19 protein-coding genes are annotated in these 25,384 nt (G+C 42.7%); 17 read left to right on the top strand and 2 right to left on the bottom strand.

Going from position 1 to position 25,384, the window contains the following annotated elements; translation table 11 throughout:
* Positions 1 to 19 precede the first annotated feature (19 nt).
* Genes QTA56_RS09890 through QTA56_RS09880 form a run of 3 tightly spaced genes read left to right on the top strand, consistent with a single transcriptional unit; the run spans position 20 to position 3,426 of the window.
* Positions 20 to 1,429, top strand: a complete 1,410-nt coding sequence (locus QTA56_RS09890) for a UDP-N-acetylmuramoyl-tripeptide--D-alanyl-D-alanine ligase (protein ID WP_267980797.1) — start codon at positions 20 to 22, stop codon at positions 1,427 to 1,429.
* The gene (gene mraY, locus QTA56_RS09885; protein ID WP_267980796.1) at positions 1,430 to 2,548 is read left to right on the top strand and encodes a phospho-N-acetylmuramoyl-pentapeptide-transferase; all 1,119 of its coding nucleotides are present in this window, start codon (positions 1,430 to 1,432) and stop codon (positions 2,546 to 2,548) included.
* Positions 2,549 to 2,607: 59 nt separating this feature from the next.
* Positions 2,608 to 3,426, top strand: coding sequence for a putative RNA methyltransferase (locus tag QTA56_RS09880; protein ID WP_267980795.1), 819 nt, complete (start codon positions 2,608 to 2,610; stop codon positions 3,424 to 3,426).
* Positions 3,427 to 3,439: 13 nt separating this feature from the next.
* Here QTA56_RS09880 and ponA read toward each other — a convergent pair whose 3' ends face one another.
* Positions 3,440 to 6,031, bottom strand: coding sequence for a penicillin-binding protein PBP1a (gene ponA, locus QTA56_RS09875; RefSeq protein WP_267980794.1), 2,592 nt, complete (start codon positions 6,029 to 6,031; stop codon positions 3,440 to 3,442).
* A 162-nt stretch (positions 6,032 to 6,193) separates the two neighbouring features.
* Here ponA and QTA56_RS09870 point away from each other — a divergent pair, with 162 nt between their 5' ends.
* The 11 genes from QTA56_RS09870 to QTA56_RS09820 all read left to right on the top strand — a co-directional run bounded on the left by QTA56_RS09870 (position 6,194) and on the right by QTA56_RS09820 (position 21,410).
* On the top strand, positions 6,194 to 7,252 hold the full coding sequence (locus QTA56_RS09870; RefSeq protein WP_267980793.1) for a pilus assembly protein PilM: 1,059 nt from the start codon (positions 6,194 to 6,196) through the stop codon (positions 7,250 to 7,252).
* Positions 7,252 to 7,884, top strand: coding sequence for a PilN domain-containing protein (locus tag QTA56_RS09865; RefSeq protein ID WP_267980792.1), 633 nt, complete (start codon positions 7,252 to 7,254; stop codon positions 7,882 to 7,884). Before QTA56_RS09870 ends, QTA56_RS09865 begins: the two co-directional genes overlap by 1 nt.
* Positions 7,881 to 8,603, top strand: coding sequence for a type IV pilus inner membrane component PilO (locus tag QTA56_RS09860; RefSeq protein ID WP_267980791.1), 723 nt, complete (start codon positions 7,881 to 7,883; stop codon positions 8,601 to 8,603). Before QTA56_RS09865 ends, QTA56_RS09860 begins: the two co-directional genes overlap by 4 nt.
* Entirely contained in the window at positions 8,603 to 9,130 is a 528-nt protein-coding gene (locus tag QTA56_RS09855) for a pilus assembly protein PilP (protein ID WP_267980790.1), read from the top strand. Before QTA56_RS09860 ends, QTA56_RS09855 begins: the two co-directional genes overlap by 1 nt.
* 61 nt (positions 9,131 to 9,191) lie before the next feature.
* On the top strand, positions 9,192 to 11,330 hold the full coding sequence (locus tag QTA56_RS09850; protein ID WP_267980880.1) for a type IV pilus secretin PilQ: 2,139 nt from the start codon (positions 9,192 to 9,194) through the stop codon (positions 11,328 to 11,330).
* A gap of 19 nt (positions 11,331 to 11,349) precedes the next feature.
* Positions 11,350 to 11,910 (top strand): shikimate kinase AroK, encoded by a 561-nt coding sequence (aroK, locus tag QTA56_RS09845; protein ID WP_267980789.1) that lies wholly within the window; start codon positions 11,350 to 11,352, stop codon positions 11,908 to 11,910.
* A gap of 21 nt (positions 11,911 to 11,931) precedes the next feature.
* Entirely contained in the window at positions 11,932 to 13,014 is a 1,083-nt protein-coding gene (gene aroB, locus QTA56_RS09840; protein ID WP_267980788.1) for a 3-dehydroquinate synthase, read from the top strand.
* A 19-nt stretch (positions 13,015 to 13,033) separates the two neighbouring features.
* Positions 13,034 to 13,912, top strand: coding sequence for a hypothetical protein (locus QTA56_RS09835; protein ID WP_267980787.1), 879 nt, complete (start codon positions 13,034 to 13,036; stop codon positions 13,910 to 13,912).
* A 464-nt stretch (positions 13,913 to 14,376) separates the two neighbouring features.
* On the top strand, positions 14,377 to 18,855 hold the full coding sequence (gene gltB / locus QTA56_RS09830; RefSeq protein ID WP_267980786.1) for a glutamate synthase large subunit: 4,479 nt from the start codon (positions 14,377 to 14,379) through the stop codon (positions 18,853 to 18,855).
* A 71-nt stretch (positions 18,856 to 18,926) separates the two neighbouring features.
* Positions 18,927 to 20,348, top strand: a complete 1,422-nt coding sequence (locus tag QTA56_RS09825; protein WP_267980785.1) for an FAD-dependent oxidoreductase — start codon at positions 18,927 to 18,929, stop codon at positions 20,346 to 20,348.
* Between the two features lie 171 nt (positions 20,349 to 20,519).
* Positions 20,520 to 21,410 carry a metal-dependent hydrolase gene (locus QTA56_RS09820; protein ID WP_267980784.1) on the top strand — a complete coding sequence of 297 codons (891 nt, stop codon included), beginning with the start codon at positions 20,520 to 20,522 and terminating at the stop codon, positions 21,408 to 21,410.
* Positions 21,411 to 22,360: 950 nt separating this feature from the next.
* On the opposite strand, the gene QTA56_RS09815 is transcribed toward QTA56_RS09820, so the two are convergent.
* Positions 22,361 to 22,834, bottom strand: a complete 474-nt coding sequence (locus QTA56_RS09815; RefSeq protein WP_267980783.1) for a BLUF domain-containing protein — start codon at positions 22,832 to 22,834, stop codon at positions 22,361 to 22,363.
* A gap of 184 nt (positions 22,835 to 23,018) precedes the next feature.
* Here QTA56_RS09815 and QTA56_RS09810 point away from each other — a divergent pair, with 184 nt between their 5' ends.
* From QTA56_RS09810 to QTA56_RS09800, 3 genes are read left to right on the top strand one after another with little or no spacing between them, the layout of a single operon-like run.
* A complete protein-coding gene (locus QTA56_RS09810) occupies positions 23,019 to 23,609 on the top strand; it encodes a LemA family protein (protein ID WP_267980782.1) in 591 nt (196 codons plus the stop codon).
* A gap of 33 nt (positions 23,610 to 23,642) precedes the next feature.
* Complete coding sequence (locus QTA56_RS09805; protein ID WP_267980781.1) at positions 23,643 to 24,692, top strand: TPM domain-containing protein; 1,050 nt, start codon at positions 23,643 to 23,645, stop codon at positions 24,690 to 24,692.
* Complete coding sequence (locus QTA56_RS09800; RefSeq protein ID WP_267980780.1) at positions 24,686 to 25,246, top strand: TPM domain-containing protein; 561 nt, start codon at positions 24,686 to 24,688, stop codon at positions 25,244 to 25,246. The genes QTA56_RS09805 and QTA56_RS09800 overlap by 7 nt, the downstream gene beginning before the upstream one ends.
* Positions 25,247 to 25,384 lie beyond the last annotated feature (138 nt).

The raw sequence follows: 25,384 nt of genomic DNA, 5'->3' as shown, positions 1-25,384 counted from the left end.
CAAAAGGTAAATAAAAATCATGCATACCTCAACCACCAGTACCGTTCCACTCACTCCCTGGACCGCAGAGCAACTTCAACAGGCAACTCAGGGTGAATGGCATCAGCATAAGATCCCTCAAGGGGAAATTAAGCGAATTTTGACTGACTCACGTCATGCGGAAGAGGGTGATGCTTTCCTTGCATTAAAGGGCGAGCGTTTTGATGCGCATGACTTTGTAAAGCAAGTGGCAACACAGGGTTGCCAGATCGCCATTGTCGAGCGGCCAGTTGATGCGGATATTGCCCAACTGATTGTAAAAGATACCCGTGTGGCCTTGGGGCAGCTTGGCGCCTATCGCCGTCAGCAGAATCCGCAGCTCAAGGTGATTGCCCTCACAGGCAGTAGTGGCAAAACCACCACCAAGGAAATGCTGGGCAGTATCCTGTCGCGTTTAGCACCCACCCTGATTACGCGGGGTAACCTAAACAATGATTTGGGTGTGCCGATGATGTTGCTGGAGCTGCGTCCAGAACACCAGTATGCAGTGATGGAGTTGGGAGCCAGTCATCAGGGTGAGATTGATTACACTTCAAATCTGGTGCAACCGCATGTGGCTGGGATTCTGAATATTGGAACAGCACATTTGGGTGAGTTTGGTGGACGTGATGGAATTTGCCGTGCCAAGTCAGAAATCTACACACATATCTTGCCGAATGGTACCGCAGTTGTCCCTGCACATGATGATTTCACGGCCACCATTCGCCAAAATGCAGATAATCACCCCATTCTGAGCTTTGGCGAGGGCGGTGATGTGTATGCAAGCGAAATTCAGCTTAATCCACAGTCCGCACAATTTAACCTGCATACGCCGCAAGGTAGCCGAGCAGTGAACTTGCCATTCGCAGGGGTGCATAATGTGCAAAATGCAGCGGCGGCAACGGCTTTTGCTTTGGCGATTGGTATCGAACTGGATGATATTGTCCAAGGTCTGGAGCAGGCGCAGGGAGCGAAAGGCCGTCTGAATTTCATTCAGCAGCAACATTGTTTATTTATTGATGACACCTATAATGCCAATCCAACCTCAATGCGTGCAGCAGCACAGGTATTGTTGCAGCAGCAGGGCTTAAAAGTCATGGTGATGGGGGATATTGGCGAACTGGGTGACAGCAGTTGGCAGGAGCATCATGATCTGGGCCATGACCTGTCGGCGTTGCCGCTAGACCATTTGGTCGTGGTAGGTGAGTTTGCCACGGCAGCCCAGCAGGGTTCGGCGCATTCAGAAAAGTTACACGCATTTGCAACACAGGCAGACGCTTTACCATTTTTAGTTAATTTAGTCCAAACATACGGATTAGGCGAATCCGCACAGCCGATCAGTTTCCTGTTCAAGGGGTCGCGTTATACCCATATGGAAACGCTGATGGCTGACTTGATGGAGAAAATTTAAATGTTGTTATGGTTATTTGAACATCTGGCGGGTTATGAAAGCTCATTTCAGGTGATTCGTTATTTAACACTGCGTTCGCTACTCAGCATCCTCACTGCCTTGACGATTGGTTTAGTGCTTGGCCCAATCATGATCCGCAAATTGCAGGCACTAAAATATGGTCAGGCAGTCAGCTCATTTGCCCCTGAAAACCATGCCAAGAAAATGGGTACGCCAACCATGGGTGGGGTGCTGATTCTCCTGTCGATTGGGATCAGTACTCTGCTTTGGGCGGACTTATCCAATCCCTATGTCTGGATTGTTCTAGGGGTGATGGTGGTATTTGGTGCTGTGGGCTGGGCAGATGACTGGATCAAGATCCGTTATAAAGATAATGCGGGCCTACCTGCACGCAAAAAATTCTTTTGGACTTCAGTTGCTTCGCTAGGGGCAGGTATTGCCTTATACATCATTGCAAAACAGCAGGACAATCCTGTTTATACTGCGAATATGCTGGACTTGTTGATCCCTTTCTTTAAAAACCTTTCCATCCCACTTTCGGCTGTTCCATTAGGGTTGGCATTTATTGGCTTTACCTATCTGGTGATTAACGGGGCATCCAATGCGGTTAATCTCACCGATGGTCTGGATGGTCTGGCGATTATGCCGATTGTGATGGTCGCGGCAGGTCTGGGTGTGTTTGCCTATTTGTCAGGTGACATCCGTTTTGCCAACTATCTACATATTCCATATGTGAAATATACATCAGAATTGGTGGTGATCTGTTCTGCCATGGTGGGTGCTGGTCTAGCATTCCTTTGGTACAATGCGCACCCTGCACAAATCTTTATGGGTGATGTTGGTGCCTTGGCGCTGGGAGCGATGCTCGGTACGATTGCAGTGATGGTTCGTCAGGAAATCGTGTTTGCGATTATGGGCGGTGTATTTGTGATGGAAGCGGTTTCGGTGTTCCTGCAAATCGGTTCCTTACGGATGCGCAACAAGCGTGTATTCCTGATGGCGCCTTTGCATCACCATTATGAAAAACAGGGCTGGAAAGAAACTCAGGTGGTGATCCGTTTCTGGATTATTACCATTTTCCTGGTTGTGTTGGGATTAATGACGTTAAAATTACGTTAAGCCATGATTTAAGAGAGAAGCTGGTGAATACCAGCTTTTTTTATGTTTGGAGAAAATAGATGAGTGTATTGATGTGTCCTGTTTGTCGCCAAGCATTGAATTTGGTCGCAAATTCTTGGCAGTGTGAAAAAGGGCATCATTATGATGTGGCCAAACAGGGCTATGTCAATCTGCATGTGGTCCAGCATAAACACAGTAAAACTCCAGGGGATACGCCAGAGTCGGTACTGGCACGCCGAGAATTTTTACAGGCTGGTTTTTATCAGCCCTTACAGCAGGTGATGGTGGAGTTGCTGCAACAACTCAAGCCAAAAGCAGTTCTGGATATTGGCTGTGGTGAGGGCTACTATACCAATGCCATGCAGCCTTATACGAAACACTGTGTTGGTGTTGATATTGCCAAAACCGCAGTGCAAAGGGCGGCAAAACTCAATTCACGGGTAGTCTGGGTGGTAGGGACAGGGGCAATATTACCTGTGCAAGATCGTTCGATTGATGTCTGTATCAGCCTATTTAGTCCTATTCCTCAGAAAGAAATTACAAGGGTGCTGCAAGATGAGGGTTATCTAATCATTGCCACGCCTGCACCAAGACATCTTTATGCATTGCGTGAGGCATTGTTCGAACAGGTCAACCTGCACGAGCCGCAGAAATTTGTTGAGCAGCTGGATGCCGAGTTTGAATTGAAACATGAACAGCTTATTGAAGCACCTCTATCATTGGATCAGCAAGCATTAAAGAACCTGATTGCCATGACACCTTATGCATATAAAGCCAATCCAGAACGACGAAAAACGATTGAGCAGCAACAGCACTTTGCAGTGACAGCCGCGTTTCAAATTTATGTTTTCCAGAAAAGAAACAGGCCATCAATTTGATGGCCTGTTTCTTTTACTGAATTTCATTGATGAGGTTTTCAATCCGATCCCGTTGAGGGGGCGGATTTTGTGGTGTAGAACCCATCGCTGGTGGTTGCTTTCGAGTTGGCACCATGATTTGCTCCTCACCTGAGGTTGAATCAGGTAGGTCTGAGAAGTCATTTTGTGCTGAGCGATCAGGTACTGGTGGTGCTGGACGGTACAATGGACGTGCCAACGGTGGAGAGGCGCGATATTCCTTTTTGTCGTCGCCTTGCTGGAGCTGTAGTTTATCGCGAGAAATAGGCTCTTTTGCCTCCTTATCCAGACGTACCCAGGCAGATGGCGTATCTTTGAGTGAGTTCGCCATAAAGTTGGTCCAGATTGGCAAGGCTGCGACACCACCATATTCACGGCGGCCCAAAGTCCGTGGCTGGTCAAATCCAACCCAGGCAATTGCGACCAGTTTTCCATTAAATCCAGCGAACCAGGCATCCTTGGCATCATTGGTGGTTCCTGTCTTGCCGCCCAGGTCATCACGACCAATTTTGAGTGCGGCGCGACCCGTACCATGCTGAATCACATCACGTAAGATATTCGCCATGTCATAGGCCGAGCTTGATTTTAAAATACGTTGTGCCTGACGATAGTCACTGTTGGTTTTTGTTGCTTTATCAGTGTCTGTAGCTGTAATTTGGGTTTCAGAAGCAGCAGTTGCATCATCCAGAGTTTGATTGGTGATTTCCTTAACGTCCCCATCTTCCTGTTTTTGAGTTTCATCAGGTTGTTGTTCATTATAGGCATTTGAATTGTTAATACATGGAATACAGGCATACTCAGGCTTGGTTTCGTAAATCACCTTGCCAGAGGCATCTTCAATCCGCTTGATGAAATGAGGCTGGATTCGATAGCCACCATTGGCAAAGGTGGCATAACCTGTCGCCATCTGTACAGGCAGTACCTGTGGGGTTCCCAATGCAATGGTGTAGTTACGGGGAATCTGTTCCTCTTCCAGACCAAAATCCATAAACAGTTGGCGTGCACGCTCAATACCCACATTTTGCAATAGTCGGACTGATACGGTATTTCGTGATAAATAGAGTGCACGACGGAGTGGAATCATCCCCAGATAGCGTCCATCGGAGTTTTTAGGGGACCACTTGCCAATGGTGATTGGACTATCGTTCACCATGGTGTACGGGGTCATGCCACGTTCTATTGCAAGCGCATAAACGAAAGGCTTAATGGTTGAACCAGGCTGTCTCCAGCCCTGTACCGCACGGTTAAACTTGGACTGATAGAAGTTATAACCACCAACCACCGCTTCAATTGCCCCGTTATTTGGATTGAGGGCAATCAATTGTCCCTGAACTTTAGGCACCTGAACCAAAGACCAGACGCTCTTGTTCTCATTTGGGCGCAGGCGAATGATATCTTTTACTTTTACAATTTGAGAGGCATTTGAGGGACCACCGCCAACACTGTTGGCATTACGATAGGGTCTCACCCAGGACATGCCTGACCAATTCACTGTAACTGTGGCCCCATCCTGCATTAATGCGTCAAAGGAGTTGTTATTGACCTTAACCACTTCTGCGGGATAAGTGTTGGCATAGGCCATAAACTGGTTGAGTGGTTTATCATGTGCTTCAGGACCGCGCCAGCCATGACGGCGGTCATATGCTTCCAGACCCTCCTGAACAGCCTCTTCTGCATAACGCTGGCGGTTACTGTCAATGGTGGTATAGACTTTGTAGCCAGAATCAATTGCCTGCTCACCAAAATGCTCAACCAGCTCAGACCGTACCATTTCCCCCACATAAGGAAAGACATTGCTTACGGAACGGTCAATCATGTTGAGATTAATTGGTTCAGCAACAGCTTTCTGGTATTGGGCCTGATTGATATAACCCAATTGCAGCATGCGTCCAAGAATCCAGTTTCTCCGCTCAAGCGCCCGTTCTGGGTTGACAACAGGATTATATTTGGAGGGTGCTTTTGGTAAACCCGCAATCATTGCCATTTGTGCTGTAGTTAATTCGTTAATATTTTTGTTGTAATAGATTCTTGCCGCCGCCGCGATGCCGTAGGCATTTTTGCCCAGAAAGATTTTATTGACATAGGAACTTAAGATTTCCTGCTTGGTCAGGTTTTGCTCTATTTTTCGGGCTAGAAACACCTCGGTTAGCTTACGTCTCAGCGTTCTTTCAGGACTTAGATAATAGTTTTTTGCCACCTGCATGGTAATGGTTGAACCGCCTGTTTGCACATCTGAACCTGTCACGGATTCAGTTAGAGCTCGCCCCAAGCCCTTGAAACTAATACCGTTATGCTCAAAAAATGAGGAGTCCTCAGCAGCCAGAAAAGCATGGATAAAGGTGGGAGGAATATCTTCATATTTCACAGGGATAGAGAGTTTGCCACCATACTCAGCAATGAGTTTGTTATCCGCCGTATAGACTTGCAATGGTTTTAATAAAGGTGCCTTTTTTAATGAACTCATATCTGGCAATGAGGGTGCTAGATAGAGATACATGCCATAAAATCCCATTGGAAGTGAGACTAAGATAATAATAAGGATCAAAAAAAATGGGCGAACAATACCAGAACTGGATAGCTTTTTCATAATAAGTAAGTTTTAATAAGAGCGAATGGCAAACTAATTGTGGTCAGTATATCCTTTAGACATACGGATTGTTAGATGAGATATTGTATCCGTATCAATTAAAGACCAAAACAGATTAGTGAGTTGTACTTTTGGGGATAAAAAAATAAATAGGAAAGAACTGTGCTCAGGTTATATCGTAAACCAAGTAAGGGGTTAGTAGGGGTCGATATTAGTTCGACAACTGTTAAGTTATTAGAGCTCTCTGTAAAGAACGGTAGATATTGGGTTGAAAGTTATGCCGTGATGCCACTGCCTGAAAACAGTGTGGTGGAGAAAAGCATTCTCAATCCAGAAGCAGTGGGTGATGCACTTGAACGAGTCATCAACCTTGCGAACCCTCACACTACTCATGTGGCAATTGCGGTGCCTACCTCAATGGTGATTCATAAGATCATTGAAATGGATGCCGATATGTCGGATGAAGAGCGAGAAGTTCAAATCCGTATGGATGCTGAGCAATATATTCCGTTCCCTTTAGATGAAGTTAGCCTTGATTTTGAGGTTTTGTCAGACCGTCTGGCAAACCCGAATCGTGTCAATGTACTTTTGGTGGCCACGCGAACTGAAAACGTGGATACGCGTGTTGAAGTTTTGGAACTTGCTGGTCTAAGCGCGAAAATTGCTGATGTCGAAAGCTATGCTATGGAACGTGCTTTTAGCGTGTTCGCCGATACCTTGCCAATGGGCGCAAATACCGTTGGTATCTTGGATATTGGCCATACCATGACGACCTTGTCTGTCATGCAGAAAGGCAAGATTATTTATACTCGTGAACAGGTATTTGGTGGTCGTCAATTAACCCAGGATGTTCAGAGTCGCTACGGTTTGTCTTTCGAAGAGGCTGGACGTGCGAAAAAAGAAAGAACATTGCCAGATGACTATGATACTGAAGTGCTGGAACCATTTCTTGATGCAGTGGTTCAACAGGCTGCCCGTTCACTTCAGTTCTTTTTCTCCTCTTCCCAATTTAATGAAATTGATCATATTTTGCTTGCGGGCGGAAATGCAAATATCCCAGGGTTGGCAAAATTGTTACAACAAAAATTAGGTTATCGTGTCACGATCGCCAATCCATTTTTACAAATGGGTTTTTCTCCCCAAATTGACATTAAAAAAATTGAAAATGATGCTTCCTCATTAATGGTGGCATGTGGTCTAGCATTGAGGAGTTTTGATTAATGGCAAAGATTAACCTACTCCCTTGGCGTGATGAGCTAAGAGAACAACGAAAGAAAAAGTTTGTTGCATTTTGTGTTGGGGTTGCTGCGTTGGGGATTGCATCTGTCTTTTCTGGGTGGGTGTATTTTGATCAAAAACTGGATGATCAGGAACAGGCCAACCAGTTGATTGTGAGTACCAACCAGAATCTAGACACCCAATTAAAATCACTAGATGGTCTACAAGAGCGTCGTAATGCGATTATTGAACGTATGAAGCTGATTCAGGGGTTACAGGGGCAGCGTCCAATTACTGTACGCTTAGTTGATGAACTTGTACGTGTGACACCACCAACCATGTATCTTACTAAATTTACCCGTACAGGAGATAAATTTAGTATTGAAGGGAAAGCGGAAAGCCCCAATACAGTGGCTGAACTATTGCGTAATCTTGAGGCATCGCCTTGGTACCGCAATGCCTTTATGAATTCGTTTTTGGCGGCAGATGAAAATAAAAATAAAACAGCAATTTCCCTTGTTCCACGTGTTGAAGAAAACTATGGAAGCTTCGTTGTAACCGTGGATTTGGGTGAAATAGGAACTACAGCAGAGGCGGAGCCATCAGCAGCACCAGTAACGGGGGCGACACAATGAGTCAAGAAGAATTAAATGATCTTAATCAAGAAGTCGCTTTAAAGAAAAAGAAGATGACAGTAGATCAGTTCTTCCAACAGTTTAATACTTTGGATATGAATAATTATGGTAGTTGGCCAGTATCTGTCAAAATTACCTGTTGGATTTTTATTTTCTTGGCGGTGGCTGTGCTTGGCTATTTTGTGGTGATTAAGTCACAATTAGATGGTATTGCAAATGCTCAGGCAAAAGAGCAGAGTTTATTGAATGACTTTAGAGAAAAAGACTCAAAGCTGCGCAATTTGCAACAATACCAAACACAATTACAAGAGATGGAAGCAAATTTTAATCAGCAATTGGAGCAGTTGCCAAAAGAAACTGAAATTCCAAGTTTAGTTGAGGACATTAACTTGACTGGCGTGAACTCAGGTTTGAAATTTAAAAATATTCGTTTGGAGAATGAAGTTAAGCAAGAGTTCTTTATTGAACAGCCAATTAGTATTGAAGCCACAGGTGATTACCATGCTTTTGGGGCGTTTGTAACAGGGATTGCTGCGCTACCACGTATCGTCACCTTGCATGATTTTACGGTTGAGGCTCAACAAGATACCCAGAAAAAAACTGATATTCCTGTCATCAATTATACAGTAAAGGCAAAAACCTATCGTTATGTAGGTGTTGATGATCAGGTTGATACAAATGCTACAAGTGTCTCACCTGGACAGGGAGTACCGCATTAATGAATCATTATAAAGTTTTATTTGGTTTAATTTTAATTATTGGGTTAGTGGGATGTGATTCTCGTATTGATGCGGTAAACCAACAGATGGCAGAAATTCGTAACCAGCCGCCGCTACCGATAGAGCCTGCTCCTGTGTTTACGCCTGTGCCTCTATTTAACTACGCAGCACATCAGTTAAAAAGCCCGTTTATGCCGAGTTCTTTGGCTGCTGAACTTAAGATTATGGCAGGTAAACGTGTTTATCCAAACTTTAATCGTCAGCAGCAACCATTAGAGAGCTATGCTTTGGAGTCCTTGAATATGAAAGGCAGTATGCGTGGCAAGGCCAATAATACAATTGCCTTAATTCAAACTCCTGATGGACAAATTGAACGTGTACAAGTAGGTAGTTATTTGGGAATGAATCAAGGGCGCATTATTAAAATCAGTCCAACTCAGATAGATTTGGTGGAAATTGTGCCAGATGGGCGAGAGGGTTATGTGGAAAGACCTAGAACACTCGTTTTAATTGGACCAGCGCCGTAAGATTAAGGGAATAACAATGAAAAAACAGTTTAAAGATTCTTTATTTGGGGAAGCGAAGACCATGAATCATGCATTCCGTCAGTTTTCTATGGGTGTTGTTGCCATCGCAATGATGCAGGTTGCATCAGCACAAGTGAGTATGACTAATATTGTACCGATGAGTTTAGCTGATCAAGGTACGGAAATCCGTATCATGTTTAATGGCTTGCCTCCCCAACCTCAAGCATATCAGCTTGAACAACCTTCCCGTCTAATCCTAGATTTTGATAAGGCACAGCAAAGTCTAAAGCAAACCTCAATTCCTGTCTCAACTAGCGAGGCAAGCTCTATAGAGGTTGCTGCTGATGATCAACGCTCACGTGTGATTGTGAATTTAAAAGATGCAGGTGCATTCACTACGCGTGTGGAGGGAAATACCTTTGTTCTTAAAATTAATTCAGTTCGATCATCTGCAACAAATGTACCAGTAGTATCTCGTCAGCCTCAACAAGGGATATCAAATATTGGTTTCCAACGGGGCAAAGATGGTGAAGGGTTAGTTGTTATTGATTTGTTGGGAAGTAATACACCGATTGATGTACAGCAACAAGGTAGCAAGATTGTAGTGCGAACAATGGGTAATAAAATTCCAGCTCACTTGGCACGTCGTTTAAATACCAATGATTTTGCTACACCTGTTGCCAGTGTTGATGCCTATAATGATAAAGGTAATGGTGTAGTTACCATTCAATCTGCGGGTAGCTATGAGTATATGGCTTACCAAGCGGAAAATAAGTTAACAATTAGTTTAAAGCGTCCAGAGGACAAGTCTCCAGCAAAGGCAAAAGCACAAACTTATACTGGCAATAAAATCTCTTTAGATTTTCAGGACATTGAAGTGCGCCGTGTTTTGCAACTCCTAGCAGATTTTACTGGCATCAATATGGTGGCGGCGGATACAGTACAGGGTAATATTACGTTGCGCTTAAAGGATGTGCCTTGGGATCAGGCATTGGATATTGTTCTAAAAACCAAAAATCTGGATAAGCGTCGTAATGGAAATGTAATCTGGATTGCACCAGTTTCTGAATTGATTAAAGCAGAAGAGGAAGAGGCTAAAGCGATTGCACAAAGTGTTAAATTGTCTCCATTACAAACTGAATATATTCAACTAAGTTATGCAAAAGCCGCTGATATTGAAAAGTTGATTACACAAGGAAAAAATAGTAATACGAATAATAATGGTGGCTCATCTAACACAAATTTTAGTAATGATACGCTAACTGGCGGTTTATTAAGCCCACGTGGTACTATTTCAGTAGATCCGCGTACAAATACTCTAATTATTAATGATACATCACAAAAAATTGATCAAATTCGTAAAATGATTGATTTACTGGATGTGTCGGTTAAGCAGGTGATGATTGAGGCACGTATTGTCAGTGCAAGTACCGACTTTACCAAAGAGATGGGTGTGAAGTGGGGAGTGCTTTCTCAGGGTATTACCAATAATAGTAATTTGTTGGTAGGTGGTAGTGATACAACCTTGTGGAATTTGAGAGAACCTGAGAAAGATTCTGATTTAGGTGGTTATAAGTATACAATTGAACGTCCAGATAACTTGAATGTTGATTTGGGGGCAGTAACCCCAGGCGCAAGTCGTATCGCCTTTGGTTTAATTAGCTTGTCGGATTTTATGCTTGATCTAGAGCTTTCAGCTGTACAGGCAGATGGTTATGGTGAAGTAATTTCAACTCCGAAAGTTATGACTGCCGATAAACAGTCTGCAAAAATTTCATCGGGTACACAAATTCCTTATTCATCTTCTACAGGTAGTGGTGCAAATGCGGTACCGAAAACTGAGTTTATTGATGCAACATTAACTTTGGATGTTACGCCTAGCATTACTCCTGAAGGGAAAGTAATGATGAAATTAAATATTGCCAAGGATTCAGTAGGTGGCTCAACACCAACAGGCCAGCTCATGATCAATAAAAATCAGATCGATACCAATATCTTGGTGGATAATGGTGAAACAGTGGTGTTAGGAGGTATTTTTGAACAGACGAATCAAAATGCACAAACTAAAGTACCGTTCTTGGGAGATTTGCCATATATAGGTAGGCTCTTCCGTCGTGATTCCAAGACTGAAAATAAACGTGAACTACTTATTTTTGTGACACCGAGAATTGTTAATGACACCTTGACCAGAAATCATTAATATATTTTCAATAGTTGCAATGAATATAGGTGGCGCGTTGCCAAGCAAAGCGTTTGAATCCCTACCAAATATTTATTTGGTAGGGCCAATGGGGGCAGGTAAAACAACAGTTGGTCGGCATTTGGCTGAGCTGTTAGGGAGAGATTTCCTTGACAGTGATCATGAGATTGAACGGAAAACAGGTGCTACCATTCCCTGGATTTTTGAGAAAGAAGGTGAAGCTGGATTTCGGTTGCGTGAAACCAATGTAATAAATGAGTTAACTGCTCGTTCTGCACTGGTTTTAGCGACTGGTGGTGGTGCTGTTACCCAATCTGCAAATCGAGAATTTCTTAAACAACGTGGTATTGTTGTCTATCTTTATACACCTGTAGAACTTCAGCTACAGCGAACCTATCGTGATAAAAATCGTCCATTATTACAAGTCGAAAATCCAGAACAAAAACTACGAGATTTATTGACCGCCCGTGATCCTTTATACCGTGAAGTTGCGCATCATATTATTGAAACAAATCAGGGTGCTGCACGTGATTTAGCACAACGGATTCTCCAAATTATTTTATCCCAGTCCGTTCAATGATTTTCTTAGTGGTTTAATTATATGCAAACATTACATGTTGAATTAGGTGAGCGTCGTTATCCAATTTTTATTGGCAGTCATTTAGATCCTAAGGTATTGCTTGAACCTTATTTGCATGGTCGGCAAGTGATGCTGGTTTCAAATACAACAGTGGCCCCTTTATATATGCAGCATTATGTGGGTGCACTGACTGCTTTGGATAAACAGATCGCACAATGTATATTGCCTGATGGTGAGCAGTATAAGGATATTCAGCATTTAAACCTGATTTTTGATGCTTTACTTGAGGCTGGCTTTAACCGCGATTGTACGGTGTTGGCTTTGGGTGGTGGAGTGATCGGTGATATGGCAGGCTTTGCATCGGCCTGTTTCCAGCGTGGGGTCAATTTTGTACAAGTACCGACTACCTTATTGTCTCAAGTGGATTCCAGTGTGGGTGGGAAAACAGGGATTAACCATCCTTTGGGTAAAAATATGCTGGGTGCTTTCCAGCAGCCACAGGTCGTGCTTGCGGATATGGCGCAACTGGATACCTTGCCTGATCGTGAGTTGTCTGCGGGTTTAGCTGAAGTGATCAAATATGCATTGTTGGGTGATGTGGATTTCCTAATCTGGTTAGAGCAGAATATGGATGCGCTCGTAGGACGTGATGCCAACCTGTTGGCCGAGGCGGTATATCGTTCATGTGCACACAAAGCCAGAATTGTGGCGAACGATGAAAAAGAGCAGGGCGAACGGGCATTATTAAATCTGGGGCATACCTTTGGTCATGCGATTGAGTCCTATCTAGGTTATGGAACCTGGTTGCATGGTGAGGCCGTTGCAACGGGTATGGTGATGGCGGCAGATTTGTCCCATCGTCTGGGCTGGATTTCAGCTGAAGATGTGCAACGTACAAAAAATATCATTCAACGTGCCAATTTACCGATATCATGTCCAAAAATTCCATTAGATGAGTTTCTTGCTTATATGTCACATGATAAAAAAGTCTTAAATGGTCAGTTGCGCCTGGTTTTACTTAAGAAATTGGGGCAGGCTGTAATCACCAAGGATTTTGATATTGAGCTCATGAAGCAATCCATTCTTGCGAATCAATCTGCATAATTAAACATTTGGGAAAAGCATGGCTGTGTCACGATCAATCTGGCAAAATATTCAACAGTACAGTTGGCTGGTTTTTGCGCTGGCTTGTTTAATTGCCGCATTGGTTTTTTGGGCGATTACAGATAATAAAGCGTTGGTAGAGGTCGAACAGCCAGCTAAAACTGAAGCACAGGTGCAGATTCAGCCAGAGAAAGTTGCTGCGACCACCCATTTGGGAGCCCTTTCTGATGAGGTAAAACCATTGGACTTAACCACACGGGTGGTGGTGTCTAATGAGCATGCGCCTGAATTTCGTGGCACAAAGTTTGTTAAGGAAAATCAGCGTCAATGGACCATGGAAATTTTCCGTAGTTCAGATGAGGCGATTGTGAAAAACTTCCTGTTAAACCGTGCTGATCGGAAAAAGTTTATCTATTTCCGTTTAAGTGGTCAGGACCAGGCTGAGCAGTATGTTTTGGCTTATGGTGTATTTTCGAATTCGGAAGACGCAAACCGTCAATTTACACAATTGAATCTGGTTTTGCCTGAATCTATTCAGCCCAAAGCCCAGCAACTATCAACCTATGCCGATTTTGTAAATGATTTGGGTTCTGATGAACTAAAATCTGCTGCAAATCAGTTATATGCGATTCAATTAAAACCAGTAGCTCTTCCGAAAGTTGATGAAACTCTGCTGATTGGTGCTAACACATCACAAAAAACAGCATTGGCTGGGGGTGAGCGAACATTAAGCGACCCAACGACAACCGTGAAAACGACAGTGACACAACGTGATGCGCAGGGGAATGTTGTGAATGTAAAACAGAGCCAGTCTGCACCTCAACCCATTTCCAGTTCTGAAAAATTAAAAGAAAATTCAGATTCCCAGAGAAGAGAGATCAGTGATCCATTCAACTAATGTTGCACCAATATGAAACAATGTTGATTCTTTTTATGGCATTGTGATTTTTTTTGGTGCAATTTTATGTCTTGGTCTTTAGTGCTTAGTTTCTATAATTTAAAGTTATTTTAATTTTTTTAATGATTTAGTAAATGTGTATTTATTTGGCATGTTTTTTGCTTTCTTGTGGTGCTAATTTGTCTGCTCATTGCCCTTTTTTGTGCTAAAAGATTCATTAATTGAGTGAAATGGAAAGTTTTTTATACTTTACAAGTATTTGTTAAAGTGTAATAACTGAAAACACTTTATATAGTGAAATACGCTGATTCTTGCATAAGAAAGGCGTATATTTGCAAATCCGCCAGTGAAAATGTTTTTGCGAAGCATTGAACTTTAAATGAGTTAATCGACAATATCGCAGAAAATGAATTGATTGTTTGTTGCTCGAAAGAGCCATGTTGAAAGAAGGGTACGCTATGCACATGCCATCGCCTAATACTGTAGCTCCCGCTCAAGGTCTATATCAGCCTGATGAGTTTAAGGATAACTGTGGTTTTGGTCTGATTGCCCATATGAAGGGTGAATCAAGCCATCATCTGGTCGAAACCGCGATTCACAGTTTAAGTTGCATGACGCACCGTGGTGGTATTGCCGCAGATGGTAAAACGGGAGATGGATGCGGATTGTTGTTGGCAATGCCAAAACAGTTCTTTCGTGATGAGGCACAGAAATTAGGTGCAAATCTCACTGAGATTTTTGCAGCAGGTACGATATTTCTCAATATTGACCCTGCATTAGCGCAAAATGCCAAGAATATCCTAAATAAGGAAATTGCTGCTGAAGGCCTGACTGTTGCGGCATGGCGTATTGTACCCACAAATAATGATGCTCTAGGTGAAATTGCACTGCAATCGTTGCCTGCATTTGAACAAATTCTGGTTAATTGCCCAATGGGCTTAACTGAGGTTGAGTTTAACCGTAAACTCTTCCTGGCACGCCGTCGTGCTGAACAACAATTACAAAATGATCCTTTGTTCTACGTCACCACTTTGGCGACAACGGTCATCAGCTATAAAGGCTTGATGATGCCAGCAGCAATTGCTGACTTTTATACCGACCTGGCTGATGCACGTTTGACTTCACACATTGTGGTGTTCCACCAGCGTTTCTCGACCAATACCTTGCCGCGTTGGCCATTGGCACAACCATTCCGTTACCTTGCACATAATGGTGAGATTAACACCATTACTGCCAACCGTAACTGGGCATTGGCACGTACCCCTAAATTTGAAAACCCATTATTACCAGGTTTAACTGAGCTTAATCCGATCGTAAACCGTACAGGTTCGGATTCATCAAGCTTGGACAACATGCTTGAAATTCTTGTGGGTGGTGGCATGGATCTATTCCGTGCGCTACGTATGCTTGTTCCACCAGCATGGCAAAACGTTGAAACCTTGGATGCGGATTTACGTGCATTCTATGAATTTAACTCTAAGCACATGGAAGCTTGGGATGGCCCAGCAGGTCTGGTGATTCAGGATGGTCGTCATGCCATCTGTATGCTTGACCGTAATGGCTTGCGTCCAGCGCGTTGGGTCATCACTAAAAATGACTACATTACGCTTGCATCTGAAATCGGTGTATGGGGCTATGAGCCAGAAGACGTGGTGTCTAAAGGTCGTGTTGGTCCTGGTCAAATTTTGGTTGTTGATACATTGACTGGCAAAGTGCTGGATACCAAAGATGTTAGCAATCATCTTAAGAACATGCGCCCATACCGTGAATGGTTGCGTGATCATGCGATTCGTTTACAAGCCAATCCACAGCTTGAAGAGCAGTTGCTTGATCAGGGGCTAACAGGTGACAAGCTAAAAGCCGCGCAAAAAATGTTTATGGTGACATTTGAAGAGCGCGATCAACTGTTACGTCCAATCGCAGAAAGTGGTCAGGAAGCAGTCGGCTCAATGGGTGATGATACCCCAATGGCAGTATTGTCCCGTCAAGTACGTCATGTGTCTGACTATTTCCGTCAACAGTTTGCTCAGGTGACCAATCCGCCAATCGATCCATTGCGTGAATCGATTGTGATGTCACTGGAAACTTGCTTGGGCCGTGAACAGAATGTGTTTGAGCAAGGTCCAGAGCATGCAGACCGTATCATCATTTCCAGCCCTGTATTGTCTAATTCAAAAATGCAGCAGCTTCGTGATGTCGAAAAAGAACGCGAAGGCTATGGCGTGGTTGATATTGACCTGAACTATGCTGAAGCTGAAGGCTTACAAGCTGCAATTGCGCGTATCTGTGAAGAAGCTGCTCAGGCAGTACGTGATGGAAAAACACTGATTGTATTAACAGATAAGAATTTCCGTGAAGGCTTCTTACCTGCGAATTCAGCATTGGCAACAGGTGCCGTGCATCACCACTTAATTAAAACTGGTTTACGCACAGATGCGAACATTCTAGTTGAGACTGGTTTTGCCCGTGATCCGCACCAATTTGCAGTATTGCTCGGCTTTGGCGCAACAGCGGTTTACCCTTACCTGGCTTATGATGTGATCAATGACTTGGTTGCAAAAGGTGAGCTATTGGGTGACCCAATCCATGCGCAAGCAAACTTCCGTAAAGGCATTGAGAAAGGTCTATTAAAAGTTCTTTCTAAAATGGGTATCTCAACAGTTGCCTCTTATCGTGGCGGTCAGTTGTTTGAAGCGGTTGGTCTTTCTTCTGAGGTAGTCGATAAATGCTTCCTTGGCGTACCAAGCCGTATTCAGGGTGCAACCTTTGCTGACCTGGAAAATGACCAGAAAAAATTGGCAAGCACAGCTTGGTCAAATCGTAAACCAATTGATCAGGGTGGTTTGCTTAAATTTGTATTTGGTAAGGAATATCATGCCTTTAACCCAGATGTAATCAATGCATTGCATAAAGCGGTACGTTCTGGTCAATACCAAGACTTTAAAGAATATGCTGAACTGGTCAATAACCGTCCAGTGGCAACGATTCGTGACTTATTCAAGTTAAAAACAACCGATTCAATTGCGATTGATCAGGTTGAAACGATTGAAGAGATTCTGCCACGCTTTGACTCTGCGGGCATGTCTTTGGGTGCATTGTCACCCGAAGCGCATGAAGCGATTGCGATTGCCATGAACACCATTGGTGGTCGTTCGAACTCAGGTGAAGGCGGTGAAGACCCTGCACGTTATGGCACCATTCGCAACTCGAAAATCAAGCAGATTGCATCGGGTCGTTTTGGTGTTACGCCTGCCTATTTAACGTCTGCTGAAGTGTTGCAGATTAAAGTGGCACAGGGTGCAAAACCAGGTGAGGGTGGTCAGTTACCAGGTGGTAAAGTGAATGGCTTAATTGCACGTTTACGATACTCAGTACCAGGTGTGACCCTGATTTCTCCACCACCACACCATGATATTTATTCGATTGAAGATTTATCGCAATTGATCTTTGACTTAAAACAAGTCAATCCTCAAGCGATGGTATCGGTAAAACTGGTGTCTGAGCCAGGTGTCGGTACGATTGCTGCTGGTGTGGCAAAAGCATATGCTGACTTCATTACCATTTCTGGTTATGACGGTGGTACAGCTGCATCTCCACTTTCTTCAATTCACCACGCGGGTTCTCCATGGGAGTTAGGTCTGAGTGAAGCGCATCAAGCTCTTCGTGTCAATGACTTGCGTGGTAAAGTCCGTGTCCAAACTGATGGTGGTCTGAAAACTGGTTTAGACGTAATTAAGGCAGCTATTTTAGGTGCGGAAAGCTTCGGTTTTGGTTCTACACCGATGATCGCGTTAGGATGTAAATACCTGCGTATCTGTCACTTAAATAACTGTGCGACTGGTGTTGCAACCCAACAGGATCATTTACGTCAAGAGCATTATATTGGCGAACCAGAAATGCTGATCAACTTCTTCAAGTTTATCGCTGAAGAAACCCGTGAATGGCTGGCTGCATTGGGTGTTGCATCACTCAAAGACTTGATTGGTCGTGTGGACTTACTTGAAGTTTTACCTGGTGAAACTGACAAGCACGCACACCTTGATTTGAGTGCGTTATTGACTTCACACCCTGCGGCTGAAGGTAAGGCGCAATATTGCCAAGTTCAGGGCAATGCACCATTTGATAAAGGTGTCTTGGCTGAGAAAATGGTGGCTGAAATGTTGCCAGCGATTGAAGCAGGCACAGGTGGTTCATTTAACTTTACTGTAGGCAACTGTGACCGTTCAATCGGTGCTCGTATCTCAGGTGAAATTGCTCGTCGTTATGGCAACTTGGGTATGGAAGGCAGTCCTGTTGTAATGAACCTTGTCGGTACAGCAGGTCAATCACTGGGTGTTTGGAATGCGGGCGGTTTGCATATCAAACTTGAAGGTGATGCCAACGACTATGTCGGTAAAGGTATGGCAGGCGGCCGTGTATCGATCTTCCCACCGAAAGGTTCACCGTTCCAAACGCAAAATACTGCGATTATTGGTAACACCTGTTTATATGGTGCAACAGGCGGTAAGGTCTTTGCAGCAGGTACAGCAGGCGAGCGTTTTGCGGTGCGTAACTCAGGTGCATTTGCCGTGATTGAAGGTGCAGGCGACCATTGCTGTGAATATATGACAGGTGGTGTGGTGACTGTGCTTGGTAAAGTTGGACATAACTTCGGTGCAGGTATGACAGGTGGTTTTGCTTACGTGCTTGACCTTGATAATGACTTTGTCGATTACTATAACCACGAGTTGATTGACCTGAATCGTATCTCTACGGAGTCGATGGAAGACCATAAAGAAAACCTGTTGCGTATTCTTGATGAACATATTAAGGAAACAGGTAGTGCTTGGGCATACAAAATCCGTAATGAATTTGACTTCTATAGTCGTAAGTTCTGGCTTGTGAAACCAAAAGCTGCTAATTTGCAAACGCTTTTGAAAACAACCCAAGCTGATCCACAATAATTCCACGACTGCAACGACATAGGCAGGTGCAGAGATGAATGACATCACTGCGCCTACCCACGGAGAGAGACATGGCAGAACGCCTCAATAATGACTTTCAATTTCTGGATGTACCACGTCAGGATCCAGAGAAAAAAGATATTACTGTCCGCAAAGCAGAGTTTGTGGAAATTTATAAACCTTTTACTGCGGAAGTGGCGTCAAACCAGACCCACCGCTGTTTAGGCTGTGGTAATCCATATTGTGAATGGAAATGTCCAGTACATAACTACATTCCAAACTGGTTAAAGCTGATTGCGGAAGGCCAGATTTTCCAGGCGGCTGAACTTTGCCATCAAACCAATACTTTGCCAGAAGTCTGTGGTCGTGTGTGTCCACAAGACCGTCTGTGTGAGGGCGCTTGTACCTTAAACGATGGTTTTGGTGCAGTGACGATTGGTAATGCTGAAAAATATATCAATGATACCGCCTTTGCTTTAGGCTGGCGTCCAGATATGTCTGGCGTGAAGTGGACGGATAAAAAAGTTGCAATCATTGGTGCAGGTCCAGCAGGTTTAGGCTGTGCGGATATCCTTGCCCGTGGTGGTGTGAAACCAGTGGTATTTGATAAGCGCCCTGAAATCGGTGGTCTGCTCACATTTGGTATTCCAGAATTTAAAATGGAAAAAGACGTAATGAAACGTCGTCGTGAAATCTTCACGGGGATGGGCATTGAGTTCCGTTTAAATACTGAAATTGGTGTTGATGTCACGATTGAACAACTGCTTGCTGAATACGATGCCGTATTTATGGGTATGGGAACCTACACCTACATGAAAGGTGGCTTTCCAGGTGAAGACCTCAACGGTGTTTACGATGCATTGGATTTCCTGATTGCCAACGTCAATCGTTGCCAAGGTTGGGAAAAAGACCCAAGCGAGTACATCAGTGTCGATGGTAAAAAGGTGATTGTTCTTGGTGGTGGTGATACCGCAATGGACTGTAACCGTACCTCGTTACGTCAAGGTGCGCATGATGTAACCTGTGCGTATCGTCGTGATGAAAGCAACATGCCAGGTTCTGCTCGTGAAGTGAAGAATGCCTATGAAGAGGGTGTAAAATTCCTGTTCAACCGTCAACCGATCGAGATTGTTGGCGAAAATGGCAAAGTGACAGGCGTGAAAGTGGTGACTACACAGATGGGTGAACCTGATAGTCGTGGCCGTCGTAGTCCTGAGCCAATTCCAGGTTCTGAGGAAGTATTACCAGCAGATGCGGTGTTACTTGCATTTGGTTTCCGTCCAAGTCCAGCAGACTGGTTTGGTTCAGCGAATGTTGGCCTGGATGGTTCAGGTCGCGTCGTTGCGGCTGAACAGCAAGAGTTCAAGTTCCAAACCTCTAACCCAAAAATCTTCGCAGGCGGAGATATGGTGCGTGGTTCTGATCTGGTTGTGACTGCAATTTGGGAAGGTCGCCAAGCTGCTGAAGGCATTCTGGATTATCTTGGTGTCTAATTAAACATTCTATAAGTCGTATTTCAATAAAGCCTGCTTATGCAGGCTTTATCTTTTTCATTTCATCTTTTTGGTAGTTTTGGCAAACCTTATAAGCTTTTTCGCCCTGTCGCTGAGGTTTTTCTGGCGCAATACTCGAAGATGGACTAGGAAATCATGCAGGCAACAACGATGGCTCTTGCAAATACGAATATGGAAAAAAACTATTTAAATCGCCCCAAGGCATTGGGGATTACGGTACGACGGCTAAACTTCAACCCTAAAAAGATAAAACGGCATTATTTTGCCAACTCACCGTTAATGTCACATCTTTTAACCGCACTTTCTTCAACCTTTCCAATTGGTGAACAGTATTTTGTCAACAGTGTTCGCAATGTGCGTGATAAAGTAAAAGACCCACAGTTACAAGCGCAAATTGCTGCCTTTATTGGGCAGGAGGCGATGCATTCCAAGGCCCATACCGAGTTTAATGATGCATGGCGTCGTGATGATTATAATCTGGACCGCTTTCAGGCATGGCTGGCAAAGCGTGATCATGCACTTCGGAATATCCACCCTAAATTACAGTTGGCCTTAACCTGTGCCTTTGAGCATTTTACTGCCATGTTGGGAGGATATGTGCTTAAACATCCAGAAGTCTTGAGCACGCTGGATGATGATGCAATGAAACTCTGGGTTTGGCATGCGATTGAGGAAATTGAGCATCGTTCTGTTGCATTCGATGTGTATCAGGAAATTTATGGTGATGATCGTATTCGCCGTCTGCTCATGCGCAGTGTAACAACAGGGTTTGCAAGCTTAACATTTTATGCCACCACCCGATTGATTTGGCAGGATAAGTGGGAAAGCTTGCCCAAAGTGGGTGGAAACCTGTTTGGAATATATTTATTAGCTAAGATGTTGGTTCAATTGATCCCAGAATACCTTTCTTATTATCAGGCTGATTTTCATCCTGCAAAGCATGACTATACGAAATTGGTGAATTACTGGAAAGCACGAATGGCCGATGAGTATGGCATGATCTCTTTTCAAGAGGAAACAGCTTCAAGACTCTATAGTTGATATTGATCGGGTAAGAGCTATTTTATATATAAAATAGCTCAATTTTTTACATACTTATCTTTCGGTTTCCATGAAGACTGAGATTTTGTTGTTTAACATTTTATTTTGATATACTTTTAACAAGGAGTTAATTATAGGTTTTATATTTAAATAACTGGTGAGAGTAATTAGAAACATCAAAATTACTTTTGAATCTAAACTCATAAAAAGAATACTGATGTAGAAAATACTAAGTAATGAAAGAATGAATTTAGTATTATAAAAGCAATAAGCACAAAAAACACCATATATAAATGCTGAAAGACATAGGTTAAAAATAGGAGGAATTCCAAGATGGTTGAAAAAAATAATAAAAAGGCATAAAGCAATCGCTGATATGGAAAACACCAGTACATCTTTCAATATATACATACTCTACTCTCACTCTAATTGAACTTTAAAAATATTACCCTGTTCTTTCCGCGCTGTAGAAAGAACAGGGTACTCATCTTTGTTATTCGCTACTGTTACTTATTGAGTTTGTAAAAACCTAAAAACAGGGTCGTGAAAGCCAGTTTTTTTATAGATATTCTAATTGAATTCAATAAGTAACACTTTCTTGCTGAGTTTTTCCATTATAAAAAAGAAGATGAAAGCGAAAATAAGAAATAACTTACATGATTGTAGGAAATGGCTTACATTTGTATGAAAAATAAACAAAATTAACAATTTAGTTTATTGCAAAAAGTTTTTATATATCATTTATTTATGGTCGTTTTTTGCTGTTTTGTTTTTAACTTGGTTTTTACAAAAGTGTACATTACTTTAACATTATGAATTTACTGAAAATTAAGGTTTATTTATGTGGGAATAGGGTAATAGGTATGGGTTTTATGAATAAAACAGCAATTTGACGTATCAATTTAAATTACTAAAGCTAAATAAAATTCTATTGAATGAAAAATTAATTCCTATATTAAAGGGTTGACCCCCCTATACTTAAAACCAATTTTTTTCTTTGGCTGTACTTTATTTTGAGTCGCTTTTATTAATGCATTTAAGCATTTGGTTAAGCTTTCTGAATCTAACTGATCAGGAGAAGACTTTTGGTCCTTTTGTTCTTTTAAGAATGCTTTTAGGATTGAATTGCGTCGTACATATTTCATTGACCATTCTTTAAAATGACGTTGTTCAATATTTTCTGTTTGTAGATGTATAACCTGATAATGTCGTTCATCAGACTGAATACTTGCAAAAAGTGTTTCAACGATACTTTTCTCTCCTTCCAGACATTGAAAAAACCTATGGTCGGCATAATAAAGCACACCACAAATATCATGCTGAGCATTAAAATTACGTGCTGTGATGAGAATATCCTGTAATTCCTCCAATAGATTTTCCCGATTTTGATCTCGTTGACTTACATAGCACAAACGGATGATCATTCACTAATGCTCTGAAAAATAAAAAATTATTATAGACTAATATGAGAGGGAAATAGTAAGTTTTCAGATGACTCTATGCAATGATATAAAGATTTCAACAAATAAATGTTACACAGCAAACAAAAAATATTATTACAATGATTTTATGCACAAATATAAAGAAAAACTTGAGGATAAATTTTTTATGAAAGTGATCAAACAAACTGCGCTCGCAACTGTATTGGCAAGCACCTTATTGTTCACAGGCTGTGGCTATAACACCTTGCAGGTGAAAGATGAGGCAGTGAATGCTTCCTGGTCTGAAGTACAAAACCAGTATCAACGCCGTGCTGACCTTGTGCCTAATTTGGTCAATGTAGTGAAAGGTTATGCCAAACATGAAGAGCAGGTACTTACAGAAGTCACGCAGGCGCGTTCGAATGTTGCAGGTTTAAAAGTGGATAAGGAAGTGCTGGAGGATCCAGCGCTGTTTGAAAAATATCAACAGGCACAGAGCCAGTTGACGGGTGCCTTATCACGTTTGATCGCAGTTTCTGAAAACTATCCTGATCTAAAAGCCAATGAACAGTTCCGTGATTTGCAAGCCCAGCTCGAAGGAACGGAAAACCGTATTGCTGTGGCACGTAACCGTTATATTACAACGGTTCAGGACTACAATGCCTATGTGCGTCAGTTCCCGCAAGTGATGACTGCAAAAGTGATTGGGATGAAAACCAAGGAAAACTTTAAGGCAGACTCATCTGCACAACAGGCGCCATCAGTTTCATTTAATTAATCGTTGAAATTGTTTTCGGCTTAGGAGGGGCGTATGTTGATCAAGTTAAAGCAAAAATTAAAATATGTTTTAACCATCATTTTTGCGATGCTTTGTTTTCAACATACAACCTGGGCTGAGACCGCCACTGCTACAGATCAAGGTGATCTAGTGGTTGCTGGAAAAATTATTCAGCAACAGCAGCAACAAAATAAGTCATCGACAACCACAGAGCAGCCTCCTGTACTACCTACAGTTGCCAATGATATGGCAGATGGGGAATCTATACGTGGTTTACCCACTTTAAACCAACCTGTGATTGATCAAGCTAAGATATTGAACGAGGCTGAAATACAGCAACTCAATCAAAAAATTCTAGCTCTCTATCAACAAGGTAAAGCTCAAATTGGTGTCATTATTGTACCCACCACAGGTCAGGAAGCGATTTTTGATTTTGCCTTGCGCACAGGTGAAAAATGGCAACTTGGCTCAGCAAAACGTGATAATGGCTTGTTAATGGCAATTGCGGTGAATGACCGTAAAATTCAGATATTAACGGGCTATGGTTTAGAAGGAGTTTTACCTGATGTGGTGCTCAGCCGTATTATTCGCAACCAAATTACGCCTGCATTTAAACAGGGACAATATGCACAGGGAGTTTCAGCTGGACTGGATGAAATTAGCCGTATTGTAAACCTTGACCCTGAAATTGCCCAACAGGCTGCACAAGAACTTAAGGATCGGCATGACCAAGCCTTACACGAACAGCAAGCTAAAGATAGCACATTGACTATGGCACTCTTTATCCTGATTGCTGGTGTAGTGGGTTCATTTATTGTGGGTAACCGTTTAAGTGCTTCCACTGCGGCTGTGGCAGCAACTGTTGCGGGGCTGGTCAATGGTGCTGGTCTTGTGATGAGCCTGTTATTAGGCATCGGAATTTTCTTTCTACTGATTACTTCATTGGCACAGCTTATTTTTCAAGCCTTTTTGTCAGGTGGTGGACGAGGGGGCGGTGGAGGAGGCTTTGGTGGTGGCAGCGGAGGTGGTTATAGTGGTGGTGGCGGCAGTTTTGGTGGGGGAGGAGCATCAGGCTCATGGTAACAAAAACGGATACAACACAGATTATTACCCAGCCTAAACTGGATGAGCATGTTCAACCAAGTTTAAAGCGTTGGTTTAAACACTTCCTTTATATATCTTCCACACATCGTTATTTCAATAAGCAAGATAGGGTGCAGATCGCCAATGCTGTGCAGCAGGCCGAAAAAGGTCATGTCGGTGAAATTCAAGTAGTGATAGAGGGGCATATTCCTTGTTCACAGGCCTATCATCAAAATACGAGATTACGTGCTCAACAGCTTTTTGCTGAGTTGGGGGTATGGGATACTGAACTCAATAGTGGTGTATTGTTATACCTGAATCTATGCGAGCGTAAAGTTGAAATTGTGATTGATCGTGGCTTAAAACATGCAACACAAACTGAGACGTGGAATAAAATTTGCCAAAATATCGTTGTTACCTTGACTCAAAAAGAATATTTGCGAGCTGTGACTGGTGGCGTGAATGAAATTGGGCAAGTTTTAGATCAATACTATGTAAAAATTGATCTGCATGACCAAAATGAATTGCCTAATGAACCTATTATATTGAAATAGATAAAAATTTAATGGATTGATTTCTTTATTGTTGTTTTTATTTTTGGAATGAATTGTAAATATACTGATCTGTATATTTAAAGTTCCATTGAAAGGGTGTTTTCTTTATTCCGATAAACGGTTGATTAAATTTTTAGC

It is taken from the genome of Acinetobacter thutiue, from assembly GCF_030385805.1.
Classification (GTDB): domain Bacteria; phylum Pseudomonadota; class Gammaproteobacteria; order Pseudomonadales; family Moraxellaceae; genus Acinetobacter; species Acinetobacter corruptisaponis.
The sequence above is the reverse complement of the archived record's forward strand: the minus strand, read 5'-3'. Positions and strand labels throughout refer to the sequence as shown.

Bases quoted from the DNA above. Each gene is read 5' to 3' on its own strand.
- QTA56_RS09890 (WP_267980797.1), top strand. From the start codon at position 20: ATGCATACCTCAACCACCAGTACCGTTCCACTCACTCCCTGGACCGCA.
- QTA56_RS09820 (WP_267980784.1), top strand. From the start codon at position 20,520: ATGGCTCTTGCAAATACGAATATGGAAAAAAACTATTTAAATCGCCCC.
- QTA56_RS09865 (WP_267980792.1), top strand. From the start codon at position 7,252: ATGGCAAAGATTAACCTACTCCCTTGGCGTGATGAGCTAAGAGAACAA.
- QTA56_RS09800 (WP_267980780.1), top strand. From the start codon at position 24,686: ATGGTAACAAAAACGGATACAACACAGATTATTACCCAGCCTAAACTG.
- QTA56_RS09880 (WP_267980795.1), top strand. From the start codon at position 2,608: ATGAGTGTATTGATGTGTCCTGTTTGTCGCCAAGCATTGAATTTGGTC.
- QTA56_RS09805 (WP_267980781.1), top strand. From the start codon at position 23,643: ATGTTGATCAAGTTAAAGCAAAAATTAAAATATGTTTTAACCATCATT.
- aroB (WP_267980788.1), top strand. From the start codon at position 11,932: ATGCAAACATTACATGTTGAATTAGGTGAGCGTCGTTATCCAATTTTT.
- QTA56_RS09810 (WP_267980782.1), top strand. From the start codon at position 23,019: ATGAAAGTGATCAAACAAACTGCGCTCGCAACTGTATTGGCAAGCACC.
- QTA56_RS09835 (WP_267980787.1), top strand. From the start codon at position 13,034: ATGGCTGTGTCACGATCAATCTGGCAAAATATTCAACAGTACAGTTGG.
- QTA56_RS09815 (WP_267980783.1), bottom strand. From the start codon at position 22,834: ATGATCATCCGTTTGTGCTATGTAAGTCAACGAGATCAAAATCGGGAA.
- ponA (WP_267980794.1), bottom strand. From the start codon at position 6,031: ATGAAAAAGCTATCCAGTTCTGGTATTGTTCGCCCATTTTTTTTGATC.
- mraY (WP_267980796.1), top strand. From the start codon at position 1,430: ATGTTGTTATGGTTATTTGAACATCTGGCGGGTTATGAAAGCTCATTT.
- QTA56_RS09855 (WP_267980790.1), top strand. From the start codon at position 8,603: ATGAATCATTATAAAGTTTTATTTGGTTTAATTTTAATTATTGGGTTA.
- aroK (WP_267980789.1), top strand. From the start codon at position 11,350: ATGAATATAGGTGGCGCGTTGCCAAGCAAAGCGTTTGAATCCCTACCA.
- QTA56_RS09860 (WP_267980791.1), top strand. From the start codon at position 7,881: ATGAGTCAAGAAGAATTAAATGATCTTAATCAAGAAGTCGCTTTAAAG.
- QTA56_RS09825 (WP_267980785.1), top strand. From the start codon at position 18,927: ATGGCAGAACGCCTCAATAATGACTTTCAATTTCTGGATGTACCACGT.
- gltB (WP_267980786.1), top strand. From the start codon at position 14,377: ATGCCATCGCCTAATACTGTAGCTCCCGCTCAAGGTCTATATCAGCCT.
- QTA56_RS09850 (WP_267980880.1), top strand. From the start codon at position 9,192: ATGAATCATGCATTCCGTCAGTTTTCTATGGGTGTTGTTGCCATCGCA.